The organism is Halomarina pelagica (assembly GCF_024228315.1).
In the GTDB taxonomy this organism is placed as follows: Archaea; Halobacteriota; Halobacteria; order Halobacteriales; family Haloarculaceae; genus Halomarina; species Halomarina pelagica.
Window position 1 is genome coordinate 50,658 of record NZ_CP100456.1, and the last position, 25,833, is coordinate 76,490.

A 25,833-nucleotide genomic window follows, 5' to 3' on the forward strand; every position below is an offset into this window, starting at 1 on the left:
TTCCACGTGACTTCTCCCACGACTAAAGTCGTGGGTTTCCCTCACTGAGGGTCAGGCCCACGTCGTCTGGGGAGTTCGCAGGTTCCATCTCGCCGTTGGTTCCCTTGAGTACGACCTGCGTTTCGGGCTGAGCCACAACAGCCCCCACCGTCGATAGCGGACTCTGAATGTTCTTACCGACGGCTCGTTTACCAATGTTCGTCGCCCCGTTCTTATCGCCGTTGTCGTCCAGTCCACAGTCGTGGCACTCGACTCGACCCTGCACCTCCCGACTCGTGTTCTGCGACCCACATCGCCAACACGTCACAGACGTGTCGTACTCCTTCACCGGGATACACTCACGTCCATCGAGATGGGCTTTGTACGTGAGGATGTTCGCCAGCTTTGCGTACGGCATCTTGTGGGTCTTGTCGTTCACGTACCGGCCTTTGTCGTTGTCGAAGCGCACCCCGGTCATATCGCCGAACACGATGACGGCGTTGCGTTCACGAGCGCGAGCAACGAGGGTGTTCGCCACCTGATGCAACTCGTGTTCGACTGTTCGGGGTTCCTTGTCACCGAGGCGTTCGATGACCTGTGCCCCTGAACGAACCTTCGCCTTCCCGATTGACTTGCAAAGTTGTTTGTAGTGTTCCCGAACGCGCCGAACTTCCGCACCGTGGAACTGCGTATCTCGGTCGGAGAGGAACGTGCTGACGGCTATCCACTTCGCCCCCATATCGACGGCGAGAACGTCGTCGTACTCGTCTGCGACGGCCACAGACCGCTTGCAGACGAGGTGAACGTACCACTCACCGCCTCGGTGGACGAGTTCCGAGTCGCGGATGCACTCGTCGGTGAGCAGGTGTGTGTCCTTCTCGGGGACGTGGACGGGTACCCAGATGCTATCTCCTCGTTCTCGCTCGGGGTTGTAGACGGGGAGTTTGAACCACCACGACGAGATGACGGTATCCTCGTCGTGGTCGATGGTGATGCAGTCGTTGCGGAGAACGACGGGTTGTTCGGTGCCCTCTCGTGGGTTCTTGTTCGACCAGACTTTGCCCGCCTGTTGTTTGGTGGCGGAGTAGAGGTTCGCGTCGTCGTCACCGTGAACGGCGTCTTGGAACGCGGTGTATTCGCGATCGACGAGTCGGGCTTTCCGCTCGGTGAGCGAGTGGAGTGTGACCCGTACCGTGGTAGTGACTTCGCGTTGCATCCTATTGTCCTGTCTGTGCTTCGATGTACTCCTCGATGGTCTGACTCGCCACCTCGCCCGCGCTGGAGACGAAGTACGAGCGTGTCCATAGCGATGGGAGGCCGAAGTCGAACTCCTCGCGGAGGTTCCGAGAGGTGTGGCCCTTGACCTGTTGCATTATCTTATTCGGGGCGAGTTTTGGGTCGCCCGTGATGAACAGGTGTACGTGGTCGGGCTGGATTGCCAGTCGGAGGATGTCGAGGTCGAGTTCGTCGGCTTTCTCCTCGATTTCGTGTAAGAATGCATCTGTGGATGGAACATTACGTTACCAGCGACGGCAGAATCTACACCGCCCTCTACGTAACTCTCTTCGTCCGATGTTACGTTACAAAATCTCGCGAAGGGGAGTGCCAGATTATGTATTACTACAAAATCGAGTCTCGAGCATATTATCTACGTCCACGACTGCATTACGTAACCGATTCAGGTTACTATCTCTGGGAAACTCATAACACCGGTCGGGTACTGTATATCCATGGTACGTTAACTCATGACTGAACTCGGCGGCTTCCAGGATCACGTAGCACGCATCGACCTCTCGTCGGGCGAGGTGAACTACGAGGGAATCGACGAAGAGGACGCGAAACAGTACCTCGGGGCGCGCGGGCTCGGGGTGAAGTACGTCTTCGACCAGGGGCCGGATGTGGATCCGCTCGGGCCGGAGAACCTGCTGGCGTTCACGAACGGGCCGCTCACGGGGACGCAGGTGGTGATGAGCGGGCGCATCGCCGTCTGCACGAAATCGCCGCTCACCGGCACCGTGACGGACTCCCACCACGGGGGCTGGTCGGGCGCGCGCCTGAAGTGGGCCGGCTTCGACGGCCTGCTCTTCGAGGGGCAGGCCGAAGAGCCCGTCTACGCCGTCGTCGAGGACGGCGAGGTCGAACTCCGCGACGCGTCTCATCTGTGGGGTAGGGACTTCCATGAAGTCCGCGATACCTTAGAGGAGGAGTGTGAGGGAAGTTACGGCAAGAATTTGTCCGTGATGGGCATCGGTCAGGCGGGCGAGAACGGCGTCAAGTTCGCCTGCATCATGAACGAGGACGACCGCGCCTCCGGGCGCGGCGGCACGGGCTGCGTGATGGGCTCGAAGAACCTGAAGGCAATCGTCGTAAAATCTAACACAAAAATGCCGAAGCCGGCGGACCCGGAGACCTTCCGCACGGGCCACCAGCAGGCCATGCAGGTCATCCAGGAGTCGGAGGTCACCGCGCCCAACGAGGGCGGCCTCTCGCTCTACGGCACCAACGTCCTCATGAACATTAGCGAGGAGATGGACGGCCTCCCAACGAAAAACGGGAGGTACACCTCGACAGGATCCTATAGCGACGACGAGGGCGTCGAGATCGACGCCGAACACGTCTCGGGCGAGAACGTCCGCGAGAACATCCTCGTGGACGAGCCGACCTGTCACTCCTGTCCGGTCGCCTGCAAGAAGGAAGTCGAGGTCTCCACCAGCCACAAGGGCGAGGACATGAACGTCCGGATGGAGTCCTACGAGTACGAGTCGGCGTGGGCACTCGGCCCCAACTCCGGTCATACGGATCGGGACGACATCGCGGTCATGATCGACCGGTGTAACGACCACGGCATGGATACCATCGAGACGGGCAACATCATGGCGATGGCGATGGAGATGACCGAGGAGGGCACGTTCGACGACCTCGGCGAGGGGATCGACTGGGGTAATTCAGAGGCCATGATCGAGTTGGTGACGAAGATCGCGACTCGCGAGACGAAACTGGCCGAGCATCTCGGCGAGGGGCAGAGACACATGGTCGATCGGTTCGATGCGGAGAACAACTCGCTGGCGGTGAAGGGACAAGCCATCGCGGCGTACGACCCGCGCTGCATGAAGGGGATGGGGATCGGGTACGCCACCTCGAACCGCGGGGCGTGTCACCTGCGCGGGTACACGCCGGCGGCGGAGATCCTCGGCATCCCCGAGAAGGTCGACCCCTACGAGTGGCGCGGCAAGGGCGAACTCTGCGCCACCTTCCAGGACATGCACGCGATCAGCGACTCCTTCGACATCTGCAAGTTCAACGCCTTCGCGGAGGGCGTCGAGGAGTACGTCCTGCAGTACAACGGCATGACCGGCCTCGACGTGAGCGAGGAGGAACTCATGCAGGCCGGCGAGCGCGTCTACAACCTCGAACGGTACTACAACAACCTCAACGGCTTCGACGCCGACGACGACTCCCTGCCCGCACGCTTCCTCGAGGGCGGCATCCCCGGCCAGGGCGCGAGCGAGGGGCAGTACTGCGAGCTCGAGGAGATGAAGGAGGAGTACTACGACCACCGCGGCTGGGTCGACGGCGTGGTCAGCGAGGAGAAACTCGACGAACTCGGTATCGACGTCGGTCCCGGAACCGGCGTCAGCCTGAACGACCGCGGTAGCGCAGCTGCCCCTTCCGACGACTGATCGCGCTTCCCTGGTCGAGGGCGGACCGTGCGCTTTCCGTGCTGGGACGCGCATCCGAGCGTGGATACGGCGCTCACCCGAGCTTCGAAGGAGCGTCTATTTCTGGGGAAAGAACTATGCCGACGCCTTGCCACAGAGTGACAATCAGTGACTCCAGACCCACAATCGTCAGACCGTGGCGCTCTCGAGATCGCCGAACGCCACGAACGGGCAGCCAGCGAGCTGATACGAGAAACGGAACTACAGCTCTACATCGACGGGGTATGGGTAGACAGCATTGGTGATGCACGGTTTGACGTCCGTGATCCGACGACAGGCATACGACTCGCGATGGCACAGGCGGGGAATGCTGCGGACATAGAGCGCGCTGTGACGGCCGCGTGGCGCGGTTACGAGACGTGGAAGACGAAGTCCCCTGCCGAACGGCAGACGATCCTTACCGAGATCTCGGACCGCGTCGAGGCCCGGGCTGAGGAGTTCGCCCGACTCGACTCGCTCGACAACGGAAAGCCGATCACGGAAGCCCGAGGAGACATCGAACTCGTCGTCGACCACTTTCGATACTTCGCGGGGGCGGCCCGAACGTTGGAGGGGAAGACGGTCCCCGTCGGTCGCGATCAACACGTCGAGACTATCCGCGAGCCGTACGGGGTCGTAGGACAGATCATACCGTGGAACTTCCCCCTACTGATGGCGACCTGGAAACTCGCTCCGGCGCTGGCGGCGGGGAACGCCGTGGTGTTGAAACCGGCCGAGGAGACGCCACTGTCGTTGATGGAGTTCGTCCACGAGGTAGGTGATCTTCTCCCGGCCGGGGCGCTGAACGTCGTCACGGGATACGGACCGGAGGCGGGAGCGTCACTCGTCGAACATCCGCGCGTCAGCAAGATCGCATTTACGGGGTCGACGGAGGTCGGCCGCGGCGTCATGAAAGGTGCCGCGAATAATCTGACGGATATCTCACTGGAGCTAGGAGGGAAGAGTCCGCTCATCGTCTTTCCCGACGCAGACGTGAATCGGGCCGTCGATGTGGCGATCGACGCGATGTTCTATAACGCGGGGGAGTGTTGCTGTGCGGGAACGCGGCTGTTCGTGCACGACATGCTCCGCGAGCAGTTCGTCGAGGAATTCGCCGCCGCCGCAGAGGCACTCGTGGTGGGCGATCCGCTCTTGGAGAAGACGGACATCGGACCGAAGATCTCGGCCACGCAGGTCGAGCGAACCGAACAGTACATCAAACTCGCTACTGAGGTGGGTGGTCAGGTTGTAACCGGCGGTGGCCGACCGACCGATGACCGACTCGGGCGAGGGAATTTCGTCCTCCCGACGGTGATCGAGCGCGCCCCCCACGAGGCGCGCGCTGCACAGGAGGAGATATTCGGGCCGGTCGAGCTCGTCTTCGGCTGGAATAGCTACGACCGACTCATCGAGCAGGTCAACGACGTAAAATTCGGACTGGCCGCCGGTATCGTCACCGACGATCTCACGACAGCCCGTCGAGCAGCCCGAGACATCGAGGTAGGGAACGTCTGGGTGAACCAGTACAACGAGTTCCCGGCCGGCCAACCATTCGGCGGGTACAAACAGTCCGGAATCGGTAGAGAGACGGCCCGTGAAACTATCGAGGCGTACACTCGAACGAAGACCATCAACTTCAGAGTCGGGTGAAGCGATCGTAGAGGACCGAAACGTATCGCGAATCGACCCCCGGTGGTACGCGATCGGCCACCTCGCGCCTCCAGAAATCGCCAGGACCGAGAACGCCGGAATTCATGCCACTGATCCGATCGACGGTGGAGACGCCAGCGATGGCGCGTTACCGTCGCTCCAGGGAAATCGTTATGTACTGCGTTCACATCTCTTTTCGTACTGCTAATGGGTGTGTCCGACGACGAATTCGACGCTGATCTCTCTCCGAGAGACATCATTCTTCTGAAACTTAGGATCAAGCACCCGACCGCACCGGTTCGAGAGTTGCGCGATATCCTCGAAGAAGAGTACGGCATCTCGTTATCTCACAATCGGGTTAACGAGCTACTTCGCGAACTGGAAGGCGAAGAGGTCTTTCGCACGGAGACAGTCCCGAACAGACAACTCTTTCAGTACCATCTCTTCCGTATCGCCTTTCACTATCCGAACTTCGAGGCGAAGTGGGAGGACTGCTACTGGGATCTCGTCGAGGACCCTCACGTTGTTCTCTTCGCGAACGCCGACGATTACTATTATTGGACGTTAGTAACGCAGTTCAACGATGATCGCGAGGCAGAACGATGGGTCCACTACTTTTTCAAAAAACACGGTGAACTCATCGCTCAGTTCGATAACACGAAGCTTCCGACGGTTCACAAGTTCTACACCGATGGGAACATCCTCGATGAGCGGCTCTGGGAATCAGACGAGGGGCGTCGGTATCTCGAACATGCACAGGACGATGACGAGGCCGTCGAATCGATGTCGACCATGCCTCCCCACGAGAACGATCTCGACAACTAGGCCTGACAGCCCCCTCCATCTCCTCGCACGACGCTCCGTGAAACTACCTAAGGGGCGATAGCGGTGGCTCGACAGGGTTCCTACCGAGTCGTTACTCCGGTAGAGTGCAATGGTCGATCTTTCGACTCCCACAGCTCGGACAGACGAGCGTCCCCTTCTCGGGCGTACCAACTTCGCGCCGAGGGACGGTTACGCCACACTCCTCACACGTTATCTGTGCGCGCCATGCTGGGTCCACGTCGGCGCTAGCACGGGGGAGCCGATAGCGATCATCCCGTCTCATCACGTGCGATGGGTTCGTACTCAGACAACATATACCATGCTGTCGTTTCGTGTCGCGGTATCCGAAGCGCCGTTCGGCATGCTCCGCGCGGATGTACTGAACAACCGGCTCTGACCGACTTGACACGGTTTCAGAGTCGGACGGGGTCACCTGTCGCTAGATAAACAAGGTGGCGCGGTGGTTAGCAAGGCGGTGTCGGTATCTAGACAGAACCGGACTGTGAAGCGGGCTCTCAGTAGTGTCGGGACGGCCGCATTTGGCTTTAATCGAGGGCGCTCCGCCTCCTTCCTCAGCGAACGGCGACGCCGCGAACAGGGAGGGATACAGCGCCCGCACAGTTCACGTTCACTGTCTGAATATCATTATTATCCGTACGGTCTAATTAGATAGTAAGGCGTTCACCACGCTTCCGACGGTGTTCAAACGCGACAAGAAGCGTGCATCGGAGGTTGTGGCACGAGTGTCCAACTGGGAGGAATGGGACACTCCGAACCCAACGCCTGCGGAGATGCCGGATATACGGTCAGTGACATCCTCCCCGCCGTAACCGGCGGGGCTTCCCACCCAGTGGGATTCCGGCAATGCCGTAGGTTTCAGTCCGAGTACGCCGAGAGCGTCATCTGTGCGGGTTTCGCACTCGACTCTCGGTGGACTGTGGCGGTGTCACGACCGCTCCCATCCCGAGGCGAGTCATCGCGTTCCGGTTTCCAAGGAACGCTCTCTCCCCACGGGTTTGCGCGACTGGCGACTTTCGCCGCCGCGTTGATATCCGCGTGAAACTCCGTTACGTGGCAGTCGTCGTGCGGACAGACGAACGCCGCTTGCGTACGTCGCCGCCCGATTCGGTTGCAGGCGTGGCACGTCTGGCTTGTGTACGCCGGGTTGACGTACTCGACGCGAATCCCCGCCTCTGTCGCTTTATCCTCGATACGACCCTGTAGCCGGGCGAACGCCCACGCGTGCAGGCGGCGGTTCATGAACTTGCCGTAGTCAAGGCGCTCGCGGATGTACGAGAGGTCCTCCATGACGATGACGGGGGTCTCGAACTGTCGGGCGTATTCAACAGCGCGCCGAGACGCCTGCTCGACAATATCCGTGAGCGCGTTCTGGTAGTGGGCGAACCGTTCGTCGATCCGCCACTCGGCGGCGTCACGCTGTTGCAATCGCCGGAGCGTCGTGAACATCACCTTGCGGAGGTGTCGCGCTCGACTGCCACTTTCGAGTATCGGCTTCGTCGGCGTGTTGCGTTTGAGGGCACAGCCCGTAATCAACGCAGATTCGCCGATATCGAAGCCGATGTACGTCTCGTCGCCGTCCGTTTCGGGTTCTGAAACCTCGTAGTGGACGGCGACGTGAAGCACCCAGCTACTTCGGTTCTGCTGTAGTCGAATCTCGCCAGCTTTGGCGTCTCCGTTGAGCAGGTCAGACCACAACGGTTCTTGGTCCGGGTTCAACCGGAGCGGAATCCAGAAGTTCGTCCCTCTACCGGGTTGAGGGACGTTCCAGCAAATCTCGTAGTGTCGAGATTCGTCCCGGTCGAACTTCGCGGCTTGATTCGTGAGTCGTAGTGGGTGTTCATCGTCCAACTCGCGGGCGTTGTACGTCTTGCGGAGCTTCGGAACGTAGCTGCACAGAGCAGCCTTTGCCTGATACGGGAGGTCGAACGGCGTCACCACATCGCTGACGCCCCCCATCGTATCCGCCCCTGAATCAAACGCATCGGCCAACGCTTCGCGGTAGGTGGCAAGAAGGCGACGAAGGCGAAGCTCCTTACCTGAATTGAGGCGCAAAGGCCCCTTCCTCAACGAGCGACCGAAGGGAGCGAGTAGGGAGGGGATACAGCGCCGCACGAGTATCGAACATCTTCGACACTCGGCCCACAGGCCCACGCAACCGCAACAACTATACGCACAGGTACGTATAGTGCGTACATAGTGAGGCGGAAGAACATCACCATCCGCGAAGACCAAGCCGAGTGGGTTGAGGAGAACCACCTCAATCTCTCGTCGTTTGTTCGCGGGAAACTTGACGAACTTATTGAAGAACGCTCGTGAACTACAACTACAGGTATCGGCTTCGACCGTCAGACGCCCACCACGAACAGTTAGCGTGGACGGTCGATACCTGTAGACAGGTCTACAACCACTTCCTCCACCGACTCAACCGTACCGACGACACGTCGGCGTACTCCGAGCAGAAACTCCTGCCGGGCCTCAAGAAGTGGTGGAACGACCTGAAAAGCGTTCACTCGAAGGTTCTTCAGAAAGTCGTGCAGCGGTTGTATGACAACCTCTCGACGCTCCGTGGCCGCAAAAAGAACGGCTACCGGGTCGGTCGGTTGAAGTGGAAGGCACCGGGCGAGTACCGCAGTTTCACCTACAGTCAATCCGGCTTCAAGCTCAAGAACACGAGCGGTCGGACGCGACTGTGGCTCTCGAAGCTCGGCGAGATCCCCATCACCTTCCACCGCGACTTGCCAACCGACGCCGAGATAAAGACCGTCACGGTCAAACGCGAACCGACTGGCTACTGGTACGCTATCCTCGGCGTCGAAACGCCCGATAACCCCCCCGCAAAACCGGAGGCTCCGAAGAAGTGCGTCGGTATCGACGTTGGCATACTCAAGTACGCCCACGACACCGACGGCACCGCCGTCGAATCGCTCGACCTGTCCGCCGAACGCGAGCGGTTGGAACGTGCACAACGCAACCTCTCGCGAAAACAGCACGGGTCTGCGAACTGGGAGGAACAACGCCGCGTCGTGGCACGAAGGTACGCTGACCTCAAGCAGAAGCGTCGTGACTTCTTACATAAACTCTCGAACTACTACGCTCGGGAGTACGACCTCGTAGCGGTCGAGGACCTTGACGCCGCCGGACTGGTCGAACTGCCCGGTAACTCACGAAACCGGGCAGGGGCGGCGTGGGGGACGTTCCTACGGATGCTCGAATACAAATGCGAGCGCGAAGGGACGCACTTCATCGCCGTGAATCCGCGCGGAACGACCAAGGAGTGCGCGTCCTGCGGCGTCTCGACGGACAAGCCGCTGTGGGTGCGTGAACACTCGTGTCCTGCCTGCGGGTTCGAGGCGGACAGGGACGCGAACGCGGCGTGGAACATCCTTTCTCGCGGTCTTTCCGATGTAGGAGTGGTTCACTCCGAAGAAACGCCTGTGGAGACTGCGCTCCCTACGGGAACCGATTCGGTTCCTGCAAAGCGCGTCGTGGAAGCAGGAAGCCCCGCCCTCAAGCGCGAGCCGTCAGGCGAGCGGTAGGGTGGGGTAGTTCACCCTGTGTCGGGGGGGCAAAAGTGGCTTCGAGCGTCTTCGTCACCGTCTCTGCCATACACATCATACATCACATACACGCTTAAGTATACCGATCATGTAGTGTAGTGTGATGCACCGGAAGCAGATCACGATTCGAGAAGATCAAGAGGAGTGGATCAGTGAGCAACACATCAACCTCTCAAGTCTCGTTAGAGAGTGTATTGACGAACGTATGGAATCCAGTTCTGCTGACTAACGGTGGCTGTGTAATGGAGCGTACGCGATTCACGCCCGCCCTACAGGGCGGGTTTCTCTCGCTGTTTAAAGATAGTCGAAGAAGGAATCGTACTCGGCGACGAAGGAGCGGAGTTCGTCCTTGCCAGGGACCTCGTTGTGGCGCATGAAGTAACTCGCTACGCTGTTGCCGAGAATGAGCACCGCACCGTCGGATAGGCCTTCTGCGAGTGCGAGCGAGACACCGCTGACGAAGTGCTCGTCTACGTTCTGCATCTGACGCGGTTTGACCACCTGCGGAACTCGCGCGGTCAGCACCTCCGCTCCGTTGGCGAGCGTCGCCTCCCTGAACGAGTGCATGATGTACCGGGAGACGTCGAGTTCGTCCCGGACCTGTTCGACGGTCGGCGTCGATTCGTCCCCCGATCGCCCGTCTAGCAGGTCGCGAAAGCGGCGCGTCTGCTTCCGGTTTGCCGTCACCGTCACCGGAGCAACGTTGTCAAACGCGGCGAGAGCATCGTATCCGCGTTTGACGGTCGTATCGTCGAACCGTTCGATGGCCCCCGGCGAGAAGTGCACGTTCTCCGGCGGTGAACGAAGCGTCGGCCAGAGGTCGTTTTCGAGGCCCTGGAGGATTGACGGGAGTTGCGGCGTCGAGTAGAGCGTCCCGAGCGACAGCACCGGTGTCCCGTCGAGATACTCCGCGAGTTCCTCGACGCCGACGTGATCCAAAATGGTCTCCCAATCCAGCGGTGAGAGGTTTGGCTCGGTAAACAAGAGTTTCCGGTCGTCGAATCGAACGTAGTCGGTGTAGGTGCTCTCGCCGACGCTCACCAGCGTCTGGTTACTGAACTCGCGTCCGAACACGGTGTGGACCGGTGTTCCAAGATGGCCGATAAGCGTGACGTCGTAGTCCAGTCTGTCGAAGACTCTACCGACGTGCGCGACGTGCCCTCCGGCCTCTATCTTCGTTTGTCGCCACTCGACGCGAGGTGCACTCTCGCTCGCCTCGAAGGCGATGAGCGATTCTTTGAATTCGTCGAACCGACCGACGCGCTCGTATCGATCTTCGGACCAATCACCCACGATCTCGCGCATCCGGTCGACGAACGCGTCGAAGCCGACGACTATCGACCGTGCTCCGAATTCGTGCGGGAGTTCGTCGAGACACGTCTCAAGGTGGGATTCGGTCTCTTCGTCGAGCCGATCGCGCTGCTCACCTTCGTACCGAAGCGTCAATGAGTGCGCGCTGTAGTCTTCGATCCGCGTTCCGAGTCCGCCAACGGTAACCAGTGAGGAATCGACAGCATCACCGTCGTCGTGAACGTCGATCGTGAGTGACGCCCGGAGATCGTACTCCGTGTAGTAGTAACCGGCGAGAACACCCCGTTTCTGTACCTCCTCTCCGGTCGTGGTGTCGTATCCGTGAAACTCGACCTCCAGAGTGGTGAGCGGCCGACTATCGCTCAGCATTTCGAGGTCGGAGAGGCAATCTCGGAGGCGCAGGTACTCCTTGGGGAGCGTTGGTGACTGTGAGCGGCCCGAGAGGGGTCGCGCGAACGGCCACACGGACGCAGAGACGAATCGATCGAGTACGAGCGCGAGATTGGGATTGGTGATGTAGTAACCCTGCTGTTCGTCCGTCCCCCGTGCCGTCGATTCGCGGGTCCAGTAGAGGCCCCGTTTTCGATCCACCGTCACGGCGAAGTCCTCTGTCGACGTCACTCCGCGGATGGCATCAACCGTATCGGGTATCGAGTACTCGAGGCTCACGCGCTCGTTGTCTTCGGCGTCCGGTTCGATGTCGGAGACGATGAGCCGAACGTGCTGTTCGTCGCGATCCTCGAGAAGGGGTAGGACGGCGTCGAGGTCACCGAGCGGACACAAGAGCAAGATGTCGCGTTCAGCGTTTCGGACGAGACTGGTGATGTACTTCCGTATTGTAGCGTCGCTCTTGAACAGCGCGACACCGTTCTCCACGTTCTCGACGGTTTCGTGGAGTTCTTCGAGGTACTTTTCCGCCCGATCCAAACGATTGTGAACCTCCGAGAGGGCCTCTGACGGATCGATCGCGTAGGCTTTTCGCGGATAGTCGTCTATCATCTCGACGAAGCCCTGTTCACGGAGCGTCTCTACTGTGTCGTATACACGTTGCTTCGGTACATCACTCGTTTTCGCGAGTTCGCTCATCGTCTGGAACCCGCCCTGGACGAGCGCGAGGTATACCTTCGATTCGTATTCCGAGAGCCCGATGTTCTTCTGAAGCGTATCGCGCAGCAGGGCGAACTTCGCTTCCTCTTCTGAATTCATTGGTCGATCTGTGTCCTGCGTGGTGTTCGTGGTATCGCTTCTTCAATGGCGGTATGCTTTCGAGTAAACCGGGGTAGGTAGCCAGAGCGGATAAACTCTTATATATTACTCACTGGAGTGGTGAATTGCGATGAATACACCGACCCACTCCGACGAAAACCGTCTCACTCTGTCGAATCTCTCCGTGGGTTTCATAACAGAGCCACGGTCCTCACCGCCGGAGCACGTTTGCGCGTTGTTCGACGACGGTACACCGGACCAGATCTCGGCGACCGATCTCGGTAGCGATCGAGTGGAAGACTACGACGTCATCTGGTGGCACCACGATGCACCGCTGGCCGAGCGCGAGCGAACGACAGTACGGCAGTGTCGTGACCGACTGCAGACGTATCTAACTGGTGGCGGCGGACTTCTCCTCACCCACGGTGCCGTTTTGGCCGCAGTCGACCTCGATATAGAGCGAAACGCACCGGACGATGTCGGACGACGTACCACGGAGTCAAGCGGGATTCACATTCGACGGCTCTACGAGGATCACCCTCTCTTCGAGGGCATCAAGGACGATCCGGTGCTCGACAGCTCGGGGGGATCGGCGTTCAACGTCCATTACAGTGATTGGACGCCACACGACGCCGATGTGTTGGCAGCCGTCTACGACGATGGAGATCGACGATACAACGAGAAGCGAGTCCTGGAATGGGCAGTCGGTGAGGGGCGAGTCATCGGTATCGGCGGTGGACTCCGGTTCAGCGGTGACGATCCCTTCTCGGACTCACAGTCGGAGTTACTCGTGAACACGCTCTCGTACCTGTCAGGGGCTGGTGAGACGCCGGCGACGGTCGGTCGACCGAAGGGAACCTCGGAGTTCGAAGCGATGCGCGAGGAGATCACAGACTCGCTCCACCGTCCGAAGTACCATTTCACCGCTCCCGCGAACTGGCTCAACGACCCGAATGGGCTCACCCACTGGAACGGTCGCTACCATCTCTTCTATCAGTACAATCCGGCGGGGCCGTTTCACGGGACGATCCACTGGGGCCACGCGGTGAGCGACGATCTCGTCCATTGGAAGGACGAACCGATCGCATTGGAACCGACTCCCGGCTCGCCCGACGAACACGGGTGCTGGTCGGGGTGTCTCGTCGACGACGAGGGGACTCCCCGGATACTGTACACCGGCGGAAGCGGTCGGGAGCAGCTACCGTGTCTGGCGACGGCGACGGACGGTGATCTCCGAGAGTGGACGAAGGCGACGACGAACCCCGTAATCGAGTCACCACCCCGAGAAACGAATCTCTTTTCGAGCGTCGACTGGCAGGCGGAGTTCAGAGATCACTGTCTCTGGCGGGAGGGGAACACGTGGTACCAGATCATCGGTTCGGGCCTAGAGAGGGAAGGCGGCGCGGCGCTGCTGTTCCGTTCTACAGACCTTCTCGAGTGGGAGTACTGCCACCCCCTACTGACGGGGGACTGGTCGACGGACGGCCCCATGTGGGAGTGCCCCGAGCTGCTGTTCTTCGACGAAGGGGCACTCCTACACGTCTCCGACTACTCGTCGGTGTCCTATTTCGTCGGCACGTACGACACCGATACGAAGAAGCTGTCCCCGGAGCACAAGGGCGTACTCGATCACGGTGTGTTCTACGCCCCGCAATCGTTCGTCGACGAGATGGATCGAACGATCATGTTCGGTTGGTTGAAGGAAGATCGAAGCGTCGAAGCTCAGTGGGACGCCGGGTGGTCCGGCGTCATGTCCCTGCCGCGTCTCGTCTCCATGACTGACGAGAGACGGCCACAGATCGAACTTCCCGTCGAGCTGAATAACTTACGCGAGAGACACCACGACGTCTCGGGGCTGACCGTCGAACCGGACGCGACGGGGCACTTGAGCGAGATCACCGGTGACGCGTTAGAGATCCGGGCGACGATCGATGCGCGCGACGCCTGTGAGTTCGGATTCGTCCTCCGACGCTCACCGGATGGGGAAGAGCAAACGATGGTTCGATGCGACGTGCGCCACAGGAGAATCGTCGTGGATCGGTCGAAGTCGAGTCGAAGTGACCGAGTCGAGGACAGCGACCACTCGATGCCGTTCGAACTGGACGACGACGGACGCCTCGACGTCACGATCTACCTCGACAGATCCGTCATCGAACTGTTTACCAACGACGCCCAGTGCCTCACGAGCCGTATCTATCCGACGAGGACCGACAGCGTCGCGCTCGACGTGTACGCCGCGGAGTCAGCTGTGACCGTCGATTCGCTCGACATCTGGGAACTCGGTTCGATGCGCGAACCGCAGTAGTAACGACTGACTCGAAACCTTCAACGTTCGGCCTCATTCGGTAGGAGGATCTAACGAGCGGTGAGCCCTCATCGTGAGCCAGGCGGCCGTCGGGTCGGAGTTTCGATAGAATTAACCACTGTAGTGAGAAAAATTGAAGTACCTCCTCCTCATTTATCGTGTTCATGTCTAGCATAACGATCGACGGGGTAAGAAAGAGGTACGACGGCGATACGGGGCCGATCGTTGCCATCGACGGCGTGAGTATCGACGTAGAAGACGGTGAGTTCTTGACGATCGTAGGCCCCTCCGGGTCCGGAAAGTCGACGTTGTTGCGAATGATCGCGGGGCTCGAGAGCATCACCGACGGTACCATCGAGATCGGGGACCGAGTCGTCAACGGTGTCGCTCCGCAGGATCGCGGGGTTGCTATGGTGTTCCAGAATTACGCGCTCTACCCCCACATGAGCGTCCGGAAGAACATGTCGTACGGTCTCAAGCTGACGACCGACCTCTCCGCAGACGAGATCGACCAGCGGGTGCAGGAAACAGCGGAAATGATGGGTATCGGCGATCTCCTCGAGAAGAAACCTACGAATCTCTCCGGCGGACAGCAGCAACGCGTCGCCACCGGTCGTGCGATCGTACGCCAACCGAACGTGTTCCTGTTCGACGAACCGCTGAGCAACCTCGACGCGAAACTCCGGCTCCACATGCGGACGGAACTTCAGCGTATCCAGGAGGATCTGGGAACGACCTCGGTGTACGTCACGCACGACCAGACGGAAGCGATGACGATGTCCGATCGGATCGTCATCCTCGACGGTGGAACGATCCAGCAGGTCGGTACCCCCGCGGAAGTGTACGCCCGGCCCACGAATCAGTTCGTGGCCGACTTCATCGGTTCGCCGAGCATGAACTTCTTCGACGTCGAGCGCGACGGAAGTCGCCTTCTGGGATCGTCGTTTACCTACGAACTCTCCGAAGAGAGCGCCGATCGGATCGGACACTCCGCTACGACCGAGCGACTCGTGCTCGGCATTCGTCCGGAACACATCGAGATCGACGACAGTGCGACGGAGGCGATCTCGGCGACGCTCGACGTTCTCGAACACGAAGGGAGCGACAACTACCTCTATCTCTCCGACGACCACGACGAGTGGACCGTCCGGGTCGACGGACAGGAACGGTACGAGCCCGGTACGACGCTCGGATTCCGGCTCCCGGAGGCGCACGTCCACGTATTCGACGGCGAGACGGGCGAAAACCTCCTCGTCGATGGACGGACCGAACAGGATCCCCTGACCGCCACGTAACCACCATTTCCCCTTTCCCGGACCGGATCGCCCCATACGCCGCCGTTTGGGAAAGATTAATAACTATGGTGATTAATCCATCTATCATGCGATCGATTACCACTCAGGACGGCGGATCGAATACCCGACGTTTCCTGTCTCGTCGAACCGTATTGGCGGGAAGCGCGGCGGCGTTGACGACCGGTCTCGCCGGTTGCGCGGGTCTGACCGGTGGGTCGAGTAACAGCGGTGATACTGGGAACGCCGGTGGCTCGGGGCCGACCGAGATCGAGTACTGGATGTACTTCGGCGCGCAGGAGAAGCGGGAGATGACGAAGCTGGTCGAGGACTTTAACTCGAAACACGACGACATTCGGGTCAAAGCACAGAGCGTCCCGTTCGGCTCGTTCCTGGACAAGTTGTTTACGTCGGTCAACTCGAAGAACGCACCGCACGTCGCCAGCTACTACGGGTCCTACGGACGCTACCTCCGGCCGATTTGCCACCCGGTCGATCAGTATCTCTCTCAGGGAACGGGGGACGAGTACTTCGACATCGCGTGGAGCAACCTGCAAGTCGAGGACAAGACCTACGCACTTCCGATCGACGTCCACGGAAAGGCCCTCTACACGAATGACGCAGTCATGGAGAAGGCGGGGTTGGACCCGAAGCGGGAGTTCAAAGACTGGGAGTCGTTCTCGCAGGCTTGCTCGACCATCAAGAGCGAAACGGACGCACGTCCCTTCTCTTTCCTGAACTGGAACGCGGGACAGGCGGCCTTTCGGACGTATCTCATCGCACTCACGCAGGCGGGAGGAAGCGTACTCGAAGGGAAACCTGGTTCCTTCGAGGTGACGTACGATGACGCGACCGGCGTCGAGACGGCCGAGATGATGGCCTCGATCACGGGTGACCTCGGATGGGACACACCGACGTTTCAAAGCGATTCGGCCCGGGTCAAGGACTTCATCGGGGATCGCCTCGGCATGTTCATCGCGGGGACGTGGTCGACCAACAACTTCGAGAACGAGAACGGCAAGATCCCGGACGACCTCTCGTTCCATTTCAAGAAGCCGTTCATGTTCCCCGGGGACGGTGAGGACGTGGCCTGGGCCGAGAGCAACTCGTTGTACTTCCCCAAGAATCCCAACCACACGGAGGCGGAGAAGCGGGCGGCGGTCAAGTTCGCCGAGTACGTCACGCAGAACAACTATCTTTGGGCATCCGCCGGCGGTCACCTCCCCGCCGCGAAGGAGGTCGCTACCTCGAAAAAAGTGAAAAACACGAAACTCTGGAAGGAGTTCGGTACGATCTCGACGATGTACGACATGGTGAAGAACAAGCAGGTCAGGTACCAGCCGAAGACGAACATCCACCTCAACAGCCCGAAGTTCTGGAGTCCGTTCATCGATCTCTACCTCCACAACGTCGAACCGAAGAAAGCAGTCACCACCAGCGCCGAGACGCTGCGGCAAGCGCTGGCTCAACAAAGGTAAGCCATGGGTAGCAACGTCGATACCGTCGCAACGGGCGGACCGGCCGATTCGGTCCGCCGATATTTCGGTCGGATGGATACCCGCGACGCCGTCGCAGGAGTACTGTTCGCTCTCCCGTACCTCGCGTTGTTCACCGTCTTCCTCCTCTATCCGCTCGTGAAGGGACTCTACATGAGCCTCTTCGAGTGGAACTTCCTCACCCCCTCGAAATCGGAGTTCGTCGGGCTCCAGAACTACGCGTATCTCCTCCAGGATCCCAATTTCTGGAACGCGCTGTTCAACACCGTCGAGTTCGTCGTACTGACGGTTCCGCTCATCGTCATACTCAGTCTCGTCCTCGCGCTCGGGCTCAACAAGCAACTCACCGGCAAACGAGTCCTCCAGTTCGTCTACTTCAGTCCGTACGTACTGACGGTATCGGTAGTCGCCATAGTCTGGGAGCAGATGTTCGCGCAGGGGGGTGTCTTCACCCACTACCTCGGATGGCTCTTTCAGGGGTCACCGCTCAACTCCGAATTCTGGGCCATGCCGGCGCTCGTCGTCACGACGGCGTGGTGGCAGACCGGCTTCTACTTCGCCGTCCTGCTGGCCGCCCGGCAGAACGTCCCGGAGACGCTCTACGAGGCCGCGAGGCTCGACGGTGCGGGACCGTGGCGGACGTTACGGGACATCACGCTCCCCCACATGAAAAACGGGTTGCTGTTCGTCGTCATCGCGTCGACGATCTTCCAGTTCCAGGTGTTCGGGCAACCCTTCCTCATGACAGAGGGAGGTCCCGTCGGGAGTACGCAGACCCTCGTATTGTACCTCTACGAGTTGGGTTTCCAGACCCGTGAACTCGGATTCGGTGCTGCCGTCGGTTACACGCTTCTGATCGTCCTCGTCAGTATCTCGCTGCTCAACTACTATCTCCTGGGGGTGGGCGATGAGTAACCGCGAGGCGACCGATGCCGAGCGGGCGGGCGTCGGATGGCTGAACTCCCGCCGGCTGTATCGGATCGGCGTCTACGTCGCCATGTACGGTCTCGCCATCGCGTTCTTCATCCCGTACTGGCGGATGTTCCAGCTCTCGGTCACGCCCATGCGAGTGATCGCGGAGAGCGGGTTCCACTGGATTCCGCCGGAGTTCACGTTCGCCGTCTGGCGACGGTTCCTCCTCGAAGAGCCGATCATCTACCGCTGGGCGTTCAACACGTTCCTCATCTCCAGTATCACGACGGTGATCGTGCTGGTCGTCGACTCGATGATCGCCTTCTCGATCACTCGACTACGCTGGCCCGGCTCTCGATTGATCTTCGGGATCATCATGGCGAGCTTCATGATTCCGGGATACGTCAACATCATTCCACTATTTACGCTTATCAACGATCTCGGGCTCGTGAACAGCTACTGGGCGATCATCCTCCCATTCGCCGCGGGACCGCTCGGCGTCTTCCTGCTGGTGCAGTTCTTCCGGGACATCCCTGAGGAACTCGAAGAAGCGGCGCGGCTTGACGGGTTTTCGCCGCTTCGCATCTACGCGAGAATTATCGTACCGCTATCGACGCCGATCCTCACCGCGCTTGGCCTGTTCGTCTTCATCTGGAGCTGGAACCAGTTCCTCTGGCCGCTCATCGTCATCAACCGCGACACCCTGTACACGCTCCCGATCGGGGTCGTCACGTTGCGATCCGTGAACGCCCTGTCGCCGAACGTCATCATGGCCTCGCTGGCGATCGCGTCGCTACCGCTGTTCGTCGTGTTCCTGCTGTTCCAGGATAAACTCATCTCGAGCGTCCAGATGCAGGCGTCGACGGGGTGACCATGTCCGAGATCACAGACCGGCGACGGTTTCGGCACGCGGTTGCTCGAACGCCCCGGTTCGTCTACGGCAACGGGCTTCGGTTGGTCGTGCTGAGCCTCGCCTGGTTCGTCTGTTCCCTCCCGCTGCTCACGATCGGACCGGCGACGCTCGCGGTATACGTCGCCCTTCGAGGGCTACGGAGCGACCGAAACGCCATCGACACCGGCGAGATACGGTCGGTGCTTCGACGAAACGGAATCCCGAGCGTCCTCTGCGCCGGTGTGCCGGTCGCCTTCGGGGTCGTAGCGGGCGTCTACGGAGTACGATCGTTGCAGACCGGGACGCTGGTCGGCGAAATCATCGCGCTCGTTGCGGGTTACGTCGCTATCTACGCCGTCCTGGCGCTGATACCGACGTTCGTCGCGATGGCCTCCGGCACCGAAGCCGTCGCCGCACTCCGATACGGCGTCGGCTGGCTCGCCACGCACCCGACCGCCGCACTCGCGACCGGATTGCTGACGGTCATCGTACTCGCGTCGACGCTACTCTTGACGGTCGCCTTTCCGTTGCTCTTCGCCGCCATTTCGTTCTCGCTCCACATCTCGATCGTCGAATCGCTCGAGGTGAACGAACAGGATTCGATACCTCGTCCACAGACCAACGGCACTGCCTGACCGAACAGGTGCATCTATTTCAGCGGTGAATGGGTCGTGGCCGATCCCGAAGCCGTGGCTGCCGCCGTTCATCGCTATCCTGCTGACCCATGCTATCCCAGCAGGAGACCGCTAGCGAAGTACGGCGGTCCGGAGAGGATGCCCCTAAACCCGTCAGTACCTCGGTCGTCCACGAGCACGCTTCCTTGCGGTGGTCCGCGTTTTCAGTTTGGAAGCGAAGCAGACGCGACGCGCTATGCGGATCGCCGGATCCGGAGGTCGGCGACGGTGGGGAGGTGATCGGAAACGAGCGTCTCTTCTGCGATCCCCGCGTCGTCGACAGAGACGTCATCGCTGACGAACACGTAATCGATGCGCTTCTCCGGCGCGGCGTCGGTGTATACCCCGGGGTAGGTGTACGAGTCACCGTTTCCGACGACGGCGAAGGCGTCGACGTACTCGTCGGTCACGGCTCCTATCGGTCGGGAACCCGGCGTCGCGTTGAAGTCACCCGTTATCACCTGCGGATCGGAGACGTCGGCGGTGGCGTCCAGTATCGCCTCCACCTGCGCCACGCGTCGTCGTTCGAACAGGTGGTCGAGGTGAGTCGTGTAGAAGCGGATCCGTTCGCCCTCGATCTGGACCGTCGTCTCCTGGAGCCCCCGCGGTTCGTTGTACGCCCCCTCTTCGACCTGCGGTGACGGGAGTCCGTAGTGCTCCGAGTCGAGGATCGGGTACTCCTGCGCGGTCAGGACGGCGGTTCCGTACCTGCTCTGTCTGTCGCACGTGCTCTCGTACTCGGTGATGTTCGCGGCGTAGTCGACGTGCATACCGAGACGCTCGGCCAACCGCTGTGGCTGATCGTTGCAGTCGCTCCGCGACGCCAGGTGTTTGTCGACTTCTTGGAGCGCGACCAGCTCTGCACCAGATCTGGCGATCAGGTCCGCGATCCGTCGCAGGTCGTACACCCCGTCCATCCCGGTACCGTGGTGGATATTCCAGTTGAGCACCCTGATCGAGATCGTTCCGTCCGCGCGTTCCGAGGAGTGCGATTCGCTCGAGCCGTCGCGGACGGCACCGACCGGAGCCGTCCCTGTGAGTCCGAGGGCGGCCGCTCCTGCGCCGGCGACGAACGTCCGTCGGTTCACCGCGGCTCCGTCAGGAGTCGTATCGGTGGGTCGCGCGTCACGTCCATCGGTCGATTCGGACATTGCGATTCGAAGCCTCGCTCGACCCGGACGAGTATCATTATATTTCTAATATTTATCGGTGTGTACTTTTTGGGTCGCCTCTTTCCGTGCCTGTCTCCGCACGTCCGACAGCACCGACTACGTTCGACTCGGGAGCGGTTCGGGGGCGTCCGCTCTCCTATCTACGCGTTCCGCCGGTCTAATCGATCCAGGCGTAGCGGGACATCGACACCCTCCGTCGTTCCACTGGCCGATATTTCATCACCCCGAAGATGTTCGTCTCACGTGTCCTCTGGCGGGGTGATTGAATCGATAGTCAAACGTCGGAGTTCGAGATCTTCGATCTTCGCGTACCATCCGCCGATGCTGTGGACGTCCTCCCCGTCACTCACATGGAAGGAAACCAGACCGGAAACCTCCGACAGGGAAGGATACTTGTTATCGAGCGTCGAGCCGGTGTATACCAGGTCGACGAGCGTCCCCGTGATCTCTCGACACTTGCCGGTGGTCGTATCGTACCCTGTCACGGTAACGGCGACGTCGGCTCCTTCGTGATACAGCGGAGCGATGTCGACGATGAACTGCCTGATGTCCACGTACGTGATGGGTGGTTCTGTGCCGCGGGTCGTGTACGCGACCTCCCACGGCTCCCAGAGTGACGTCTGGAAGTACCAGTGGAACACGTAGGCGAGCGGGCGGTTGTTGGCGACGATCCCGAACTGGTATCCGGAACCAGGTTGGGGGGTGAAGCAGATCTTGGCACGATCTACGAGCGCTACGAACGGTGTAACGAGGTCGCGGAAGCTCACCTCCGAAGCGACGTTCTCGAAGTCGAGTCGTTCGTCCCGTATCTCGTCGCCGTAATTCTCCGGCGAGAGCGAGAGTTTGACGAACACGCCGCGACCGTACGCCTCGTGGAGGACTGGCCGGAGCTCGTCGAACTCGGAGGGAGTGACCGCGAGTTGAACCTCGTTCTCCGCGCTCCTCACGAAGTACCTGGCCTGCTCGATGACGGTCTCGAACCGTTTGACGAGCGTTACGTCGTGCTCGCCGAGGTCCGGCTCGTTCCACAGTTCGTCGAGTTCGTCCGCAGTCTCGGTGAACGAATCGGCCCGCGACCGGAGATCCTCGATGACGGAGCGGGGCTCGAGCGCCCGCGCTCGTAGACTGTCCTGTTTGTACGTCTCGATGAGACCCTCGCTCTCTAGTTCCCGAAGCACGTCGTAGACGCGCGAATTCGGGACGCCACTCGCCTCCGCGACCTCCGTCGCCGATGCGGCTCCCCGTCTGACGAGCGCGAGATACACGTCGGCTTCGTACTGCGTGAACCCCGCGTCCTGTAACGTCTCGCGGACCGCGTCTCGTTTCATTCTACCGCCATCACGGTGTCGCTCGTTGAATCAGTTACTACTTCAGGTAGTTTTGAATTGCACCACTATTTTAGTACTGGTGATATCTATTCACTGCTTCAATACCTATTCCTACCAAAATTATAAATAGTATCGATTCGATTCCGATGCGTCGCGTGATAACAATGACCACGGGCGATAGGGGCGATCCCAACGACAGGTTGACGCGACGTACCGCACTCCGACTGGGCTCTGCCGCCGGAGCCAGTGCGCTGCTCGGGGGGCTCGCGGGATGCACTCGGACGCTCGGTGGCGATGCCACCGGGGGTTCGTCGAGATCACTCGTTACGGAGGATCGCGTCGGAGCGAGCGACGCTCCGACAGTGCTGACCCACTGGCTCCTTCCCGAAGCCTCCCACACGCAGGACGAGAACCCACAGCTCGCGAAGGTGTACGAGAAGTTCTTCAGGGCGTGGGCGAAAAATCACTCGAACGCTGCGATCGAACTCGAGTATCAGACGAACCTGGAGCAGATGAAGACGAAACTGCTCCAGGTGGCCGCGAAGGGCAACGCCCCCTCGATGTCGCAGGTCGATTCCTTTTGGGTTCCGAGTTTCACCCGACACCTCCAGCCGGTCACGGACGTCATCGAGGACACGGACGACTGGTACCCGTTCGTCACGGACGTGATGGTCAAGGACGGCGAGTGGCAGGCGGTCTGGAAGAACACCGACTGCCGAGCGTTGTACTACCGACAGGATCTCATCGATACGTACAACGACGGTACGCCACCGAAGACGTGGGACGAACTCATCCAGGTCGGAACGGACATCACGAAGAACGAGGACATGGCCGGATACATGTACAACGGGGGGAAGTGGGAGGCGACGACCTTCGACAACCTCGCCATGTTCTGGGCGCAGGGCGGAGACCTCGTGAACGATCGGGGGAAGCCGGTGCTCGACGAGAAGGGGAACAAGGAGGCACTGCTCAACGTCTTCGAGTTCTTCGAGCGGACGATCGAGACGGGTGTGACACCACAACGCGTCGCCAACATTACCGACTACGGACTGCTGCGCCAGGCCGCACTCAACGGTGAGACGGCGATGTTCCTCGGAGGTAACTGGCAGATCGCCACGATGAAGCAGAACGTCGACAGCGAGAAAGAGTGGCGGAAGTGGAAGGTCGCGAAGATCCCACAGATGAAGCCGTCTATCGCCGCGACGGGAACTGGCGGCTGGACGGTCGGGGTGTTCGCGAAGGACGAGAAGAAGCGCAAGGCGGCGACCGATTACGCCGGGCTCTTCGCGAAGAAGGAGAACATGGGTGAGTTCTGCAAAGCCGGCGGCTATCTACCGACACGAAAATCCGTCTTCGAGGAGGTGGCGTACTTCTCGGAGGACCCGTACATGCAGGAGTTCAAGCGACTCCTCGAGAACGGTCGCGCTCGACCGGGGGTCCCGATCTATCTCACGATCTCCTCGGAGTGGCAGACGGCCGCCGGGAAGGTCATCACCGGACAGGCGACCCCGAAGCGCGCGGTCGAGACGATGATCAGGAACGTAAACGCAGAGTACGGGGGATGATCGCCGAACCATGATCACCTCGTTCCACTCGCCAAGACGGTCACCGTCTGTCACATCGGAGACGATGGGAACGATTCGACGCGGAGGTATCTCGGGATGTCGATGAGCGTCGAACGGCTACCGGAGAGCGTCCACGATACGATCAATACCGTTCTCGGATCGTTCGACCGGTTCCAGAACACGCCGATAGCGTGGATCGCCCCCGCGGCGCTGTTCCTCCTCGTGTTCAGGCTCTACCCGCTCGTCGAGGCGATTCGGATGAGCTTTACGAACATGAGCCTCGTGGAGCCGGGATACCGATACGTCGGACTCCAATCGTATCTCGATGTCCTCTCGTCGCCGTCGTTCTGGACGATGAGTAAGGTCACGTTGCTGTTCGTCTGTGCGAGTGTCGTCCTACAGCTCACCTTCGGGATGGTGCTCGCGCTCGCGATCGATCATGGGGTGAAAGAGAAACTTTACGTGAGCGTCTCGACCCGGGTCGCGGTGCTCTCAGCGTGGGTTATCCCGGGGATCGTCATCGGTATCCTCTGGAAGATCATGCTCATCGAAACCAACTACGGAGTTGTGAACTACATTCTCCTGCAACTGGGGTTCGACGTCGTCGCGTTTCTCTCTGATCCCCAGATGGCGCTACTGTCGACGATCACGGCCAACACCTGGCGCGGTACCGCCTTCTCCATGATTATGCTGTATGCCGGACTCAAGCAGGTTCCGATGCACCTCTACGACGCCGCGAAGGTCGACGGTGCAGGAGCGCTACAGCGCTTCCGGTACGTCACGCTCCCGCAGATCAAGCCGGTCGTGTTCATCACGCTGGTGCTCATCACCATCTACACGTTAAACACGTTCGACATGATCATGAGTCTCACCGGCGGCGGTCCGGGCCACGCCACCGAAGTGCTGGCGCTGTTCATGTATCTCGAGGGGTTCGACCGGTTCCACCTCGGGCAGGCCGCCGCCGTGGCCGTGTTGATGTTGCTCGTGAACGTCCTGATGACGGTTATCTACATGCACTTCTTCATCGAAGAGGAGGGGATGTGAGATGAGCGAACAGCGTTCGACGGTGTCCGCGTTCGAGCACGTCTCCGCGTCCACCGCGCTTACGTACGTGGTCTACGCGGTCGCCTTGGTGTTCTTCCTGTTCCCCGTATTGTGGGTCGTCTCGATGAGCCTCCGGCAGCCCGGGGAGGTACTCTCGTATCCCGTACAGTTCGTCCCACGGCAGGTGACGTTCGGACCCTACGTACGCGTGCTGCAGAGTTCAGAGATGGTTACGTGGGTCATCAACTCGCTAAAGATAGCGATGTTGGAGGTCGTCGGTGTCCTTCTCGTCGTCACGCCGGCGGCGTACGGCTTCTCGCGATTCGACTTCCGAGCGAAAAAGCACGTCCTCTTCGGCGTGCTGCTGTTTCAGATGATTTCGCCGGTCGTCATCGTCATTCCCCTGTACAACATGATGGCACAGATGAACCTCCTGAACACTCACATCGGGCTCATACTCCTGTATATCGGCCTACAGGTTCCGTTTTCCATCTGGCTACTGAAGAGTTACTTCGATACGATCCCCGACGGTCTGGACGAGGCGGCACGCGTTGACGGCTGCAATCGGGTACAGACCCTCGTCTACGTTCTCCTGCCGTCGGTGGCACCGGGAATCGCCGTCGTCGCCATCTTCAACTTCGTCTTCTCCTGGGCCGAGTTCGTCATGGCGTTCACCGTACTCAGCGAGTCCGATCTGTATACGGTCTCTATCGGCCTGTTCTCCTTTCAGGGACAGTACAGCATGGACTGGCGAGCCGTCGCGGCGGCGAGCGTCATCGCGATGGTTCCCATCCTCGTCATGTTCGTCGCCCTACAACGGTACTTCGTCAAGGGGCTCATCGAAGGGGCGGTCAAGGGATGATCGCCAGCCGTCCCGTCCGTCGATGGGTACTCGCAGTACTGGCA

Annotated in this window: 18 protein-coding genes and 1 pseudogene; 13 read left to right on the forward strand and 6 right to left on the reverse strand. The window is 60.1% G+C overall.

What is annotated here, in order from left to right; all coding sequences use genetic code 11:
* Nucleotides 1-22 precede the first annotated feature (22 nt).
* On the reverse strand, nt 23-1,195 hold the full coding sequence (locus tag NKI68_RS21660) for an RNA-guided endonuclease TnpB family protein (protein WP_254547187.1): 1,173 nt from the start codon (nt 1,193-1,195) through the stop codon (nt 23-25).
* A gap of 1 nt (nt 1,196) precedes the next feature.
* Nucleotides 1,197-1,463: pseudogene (tnpA, locus tag NKI68_RS21665) on the reverse strand (IS200/IS605 family transposase); the annotation flags it as partial.
* Nucleotides 1,464-1,724: 261 nt separating this feature from the next.
* Between tnpA and NKI68_RS21670 the strand changes: the two are divergent.
* The 3 genes from NKI68_RS21670 (at nt 1,725) to NKI68_RS21680 (ending at nt 6,152) form a co-directional block, all read left to right on the forward strand.
* Nucleotides 1,725-3,659: an aldehyde ferredoxin oxidoreductase family protein gene (locus tag NKI68_RS21670; protein WP_254547086.1), complete on the forward strand. Its 1,935-nt coding sequence runs from the start codon at nt 1,725-1,727 to the stop codon at nt 3,657-3,659.
* 147 nt (nt 3,660-3,806) lie between these two features.
* On the forward strand, nt 3,807-5,327 hold the full coding sequence (locus NKI68_RS21675; protein ID WP_254547087.1) for an aldehyde dehydrogenase family protein: 1,521 nt from the start codon (nt 3,807-3,809) through the stop codon (nt 5,325-5,327).
* A gap of 213 nt (nt 5,328-5,540) precedes the next feature.
* Nucleotides 5,541-6,152, forward strand: a complete 612-nt coding sequence (locus NKI68_RS21680) for a helix-turn-helix domain-containing protein (protein ID WP_254547088.1) — start codon at nt 5,541-5,543, stop codon at nt 6,150-6,152.
* An 876-nt stretch (nt 6,153-7,028) separates the two neighbouring features.
* Here NKI68_RS21680 and NKI68_RS21685 read toward each other — a convergent pair.
* Nucleotides 7,029-8,240: an RNA-guided endonuclease TnpB family protein gene (locus NKI68_RS21685; protein WP_438267824.1), complete on the reverse strand. Its 1,212-nt coding sequence runs from the start codon at nt 8,238-8,240 to the stop codon at nt 7,029-7,031.
* A 245-nt stretch (nt 8,241-8,485) separates the two neighbouring features.
* Here NKI68_RS21685 and NKI68_RS21690 point away from each other — a divergent pair, with 245 nt between their 5' ends.
* Entirely contained in the window at nt 8,486-9,709 is a 1,224-nt protein-coding gene (locus NKI68_RS21690) for an RNA-guided endonuclease InsQ/TnpB family protein (RefSeq protein WP_254547090.1), read from the forward strand.
* A 315-nt stretch (nt 9,710-10,024) separates the two neighbouring features.
* Here the strand turns inward: NKI68_RS21690 and NKI68_RS21695 are convergent, their stop codons facing one another.
* On the reverse strand, nt 10,025-12,247 hold the full coding sequence (locus NKI68_RS21695; RefSeq protein WP_254547091.1) for a TrmB family transcriptional regulator: 2,223 nt from the start codon (nt 12,245-12,247) through the stop codon (nt 10,025-10,027).
* Between the two features lie 292 nt (nt 12,248-12,539).
* On the opposite strand from NKI68_RS21695, the gene NKI68_RS21700 reads away from it, so the two are divergent.
* The 6 genes from NKI68_RS21700 (at nt 12,540) to NKI68_RS21725 (ending at nt 19,779) form a co-directional block, all read left to right on the forward strand.
* Nucleotides 12,540-14,552 (forward strand): glycoside hydrolase family 32 protein, encoded by a 2,013-nt coding sequence (locus NKI68_RS21700; protein WP_254547092.1) that lies wholly within the window; start codon nt 12,540-12,542, stop codon nt 14,550-14,552.
* A gap of 164 nt (nt 14,553-14,716) precedes the next feature.
* Nucleotides 14,717-15,847, forward strand: a complete 1,131-nt coding sequence (locus NKI68_RS21705; RefSeq protein WP_254547094.1) for an ABC transporter ATP-binding protein — start codon at nt 14,717-14,719, stop codon at nt 15,845-15,847.
* 65 nt (nt 15,848-15,912) lie between these two features.
* The gene (locus NKI68_RS21710) at nt 15,913-17,322 is read left to right on the forward strand and encodes an extracellular solute-binding protein (protein WP_254547095.1); all 1,410 of its coding nucleotides are present in this window, start codon (nt 15,913-15,915) and stop codon (nt 17,320-17,322) included.
* 72 nt (nt 17,323-17,394) lie between these two features.
* Nucleotides 17,395-18,255, forward strand: a complete 861-nt coding sequence (locus tag NKI68_RS21715; protein ID WP_254547096.1) for a carbohydrate ABC transporter permease — start codon at nt 17,395-17,397, stop codon at nt 18,253-18,255.
* Entirely contained in the window at nt 18,248-19,123 is an 876-nt protein-coding gene (locus NKI68_RS21720) for a carbohydrate ABC transporter permease (RefSeq protein WP_254547097.1), read from the forward strand. Before NKI68_RS21715 ends, NKI68_RS21720 begins: the two co-directional genes overlap by 8 nt.
* Nucleotides 19,124-19,125: 2 nt before the next feature.
* Nucleotides 19,126-19,779 carry a YesL family protein gene (locus tag NKI68_RS21725; protein WP_254547098.1) on the forward strand — a complete coding sequence of 218 codons (654 nt, stop codon included), beginning with the start codon at nt 19,126-19,128 and terminating at the stop codon, nt 19,777-19,779.
* Between the two features lie 233 nt (nt 19,780-20,012).
* On the opposite strand, the gene NKI68_RS21730 is transcribed toward NKI68_RS21725, so the two are convergent.
* Both NKI68_RS21730 and NKI68_RS21735 read right to left on the reverse strand, forming a co-directional pair.
* Nucleotides 20,013-20,906, reverse strand: a complete 894-nt coding sequence (locus tag NKI68_RS21730; RefSeq protein ID WP_254547100.1) for an endonuclease/exonuclease/phosphatase family protein — start codon at nt 20,904-20,906, stop codon at nt 20,013-20,015.
* A gap of 323 nt (nt 20,907-21,229) precedes the next feature.
* Nucleotides 21,230-22,318 (reverse strand): TrmB family transcriptional regulator, encoded by a 1,089-nt coding sequence (locus tag NKI68_RS21735; protein ID WP_256562721.1) that lies wholly within the window; start codon nt 22,316-22,318, stop codon nt 21,230-21,232.
* Between the two features lie 164 nt (nt 22,319-22,482).
* Here NKI68_RS21735 and NKI68_RS21740 point away from each other — a divergent pair, with 164 nt between their 5' ends.
* The 3 genes from NKI68_RS21740 to NKI68_RS21750 all read left to right on the forward strand — a co-directional run bounded on the left by NKI68_RS21740 (nt 22,483) and on the right by NKI68_RS21750 (nt 25,789).
* Nucleotides 22,483-23,883, forward strand: a complete 1,401-nt coding sequence (locus NKI68_RS21740) for an extracellular solute-binding protein (RefSeq protein WP_254547102.1) — start codon at nt 22,483-22,485, stop codon at nt 23,881-23,883.
* A gap of 102 nt (nt 23,884-23,985) precedes the next feature.
* Nucleotides 23,986-24,927 (forward strand): carbohydrate ABC transporter permease, encoded by a 942-nt coding sequence (locus NKI68_RS21745; protein WP_254547103.1) that lies wholly within the window; start codon nt 23,986-23,988, stop codon nt 24,925-24,927.
* A gap of 1 nt (nt 24,928) precedes the next feature.
* Nucleotides 24,929-25,789: a carbohydrate ABC transporter permease gene (locus NKI68_RS21750; protein WP_254547105.1), complete on the forward strand. Its 861-nt coding sequence runs from the start codon at nt 24,929-24,931 to the stop codon at nt 25,787-25,789.
* Nucleotides 25,790-25,833 lie beyond the last annotated feature (44 nt).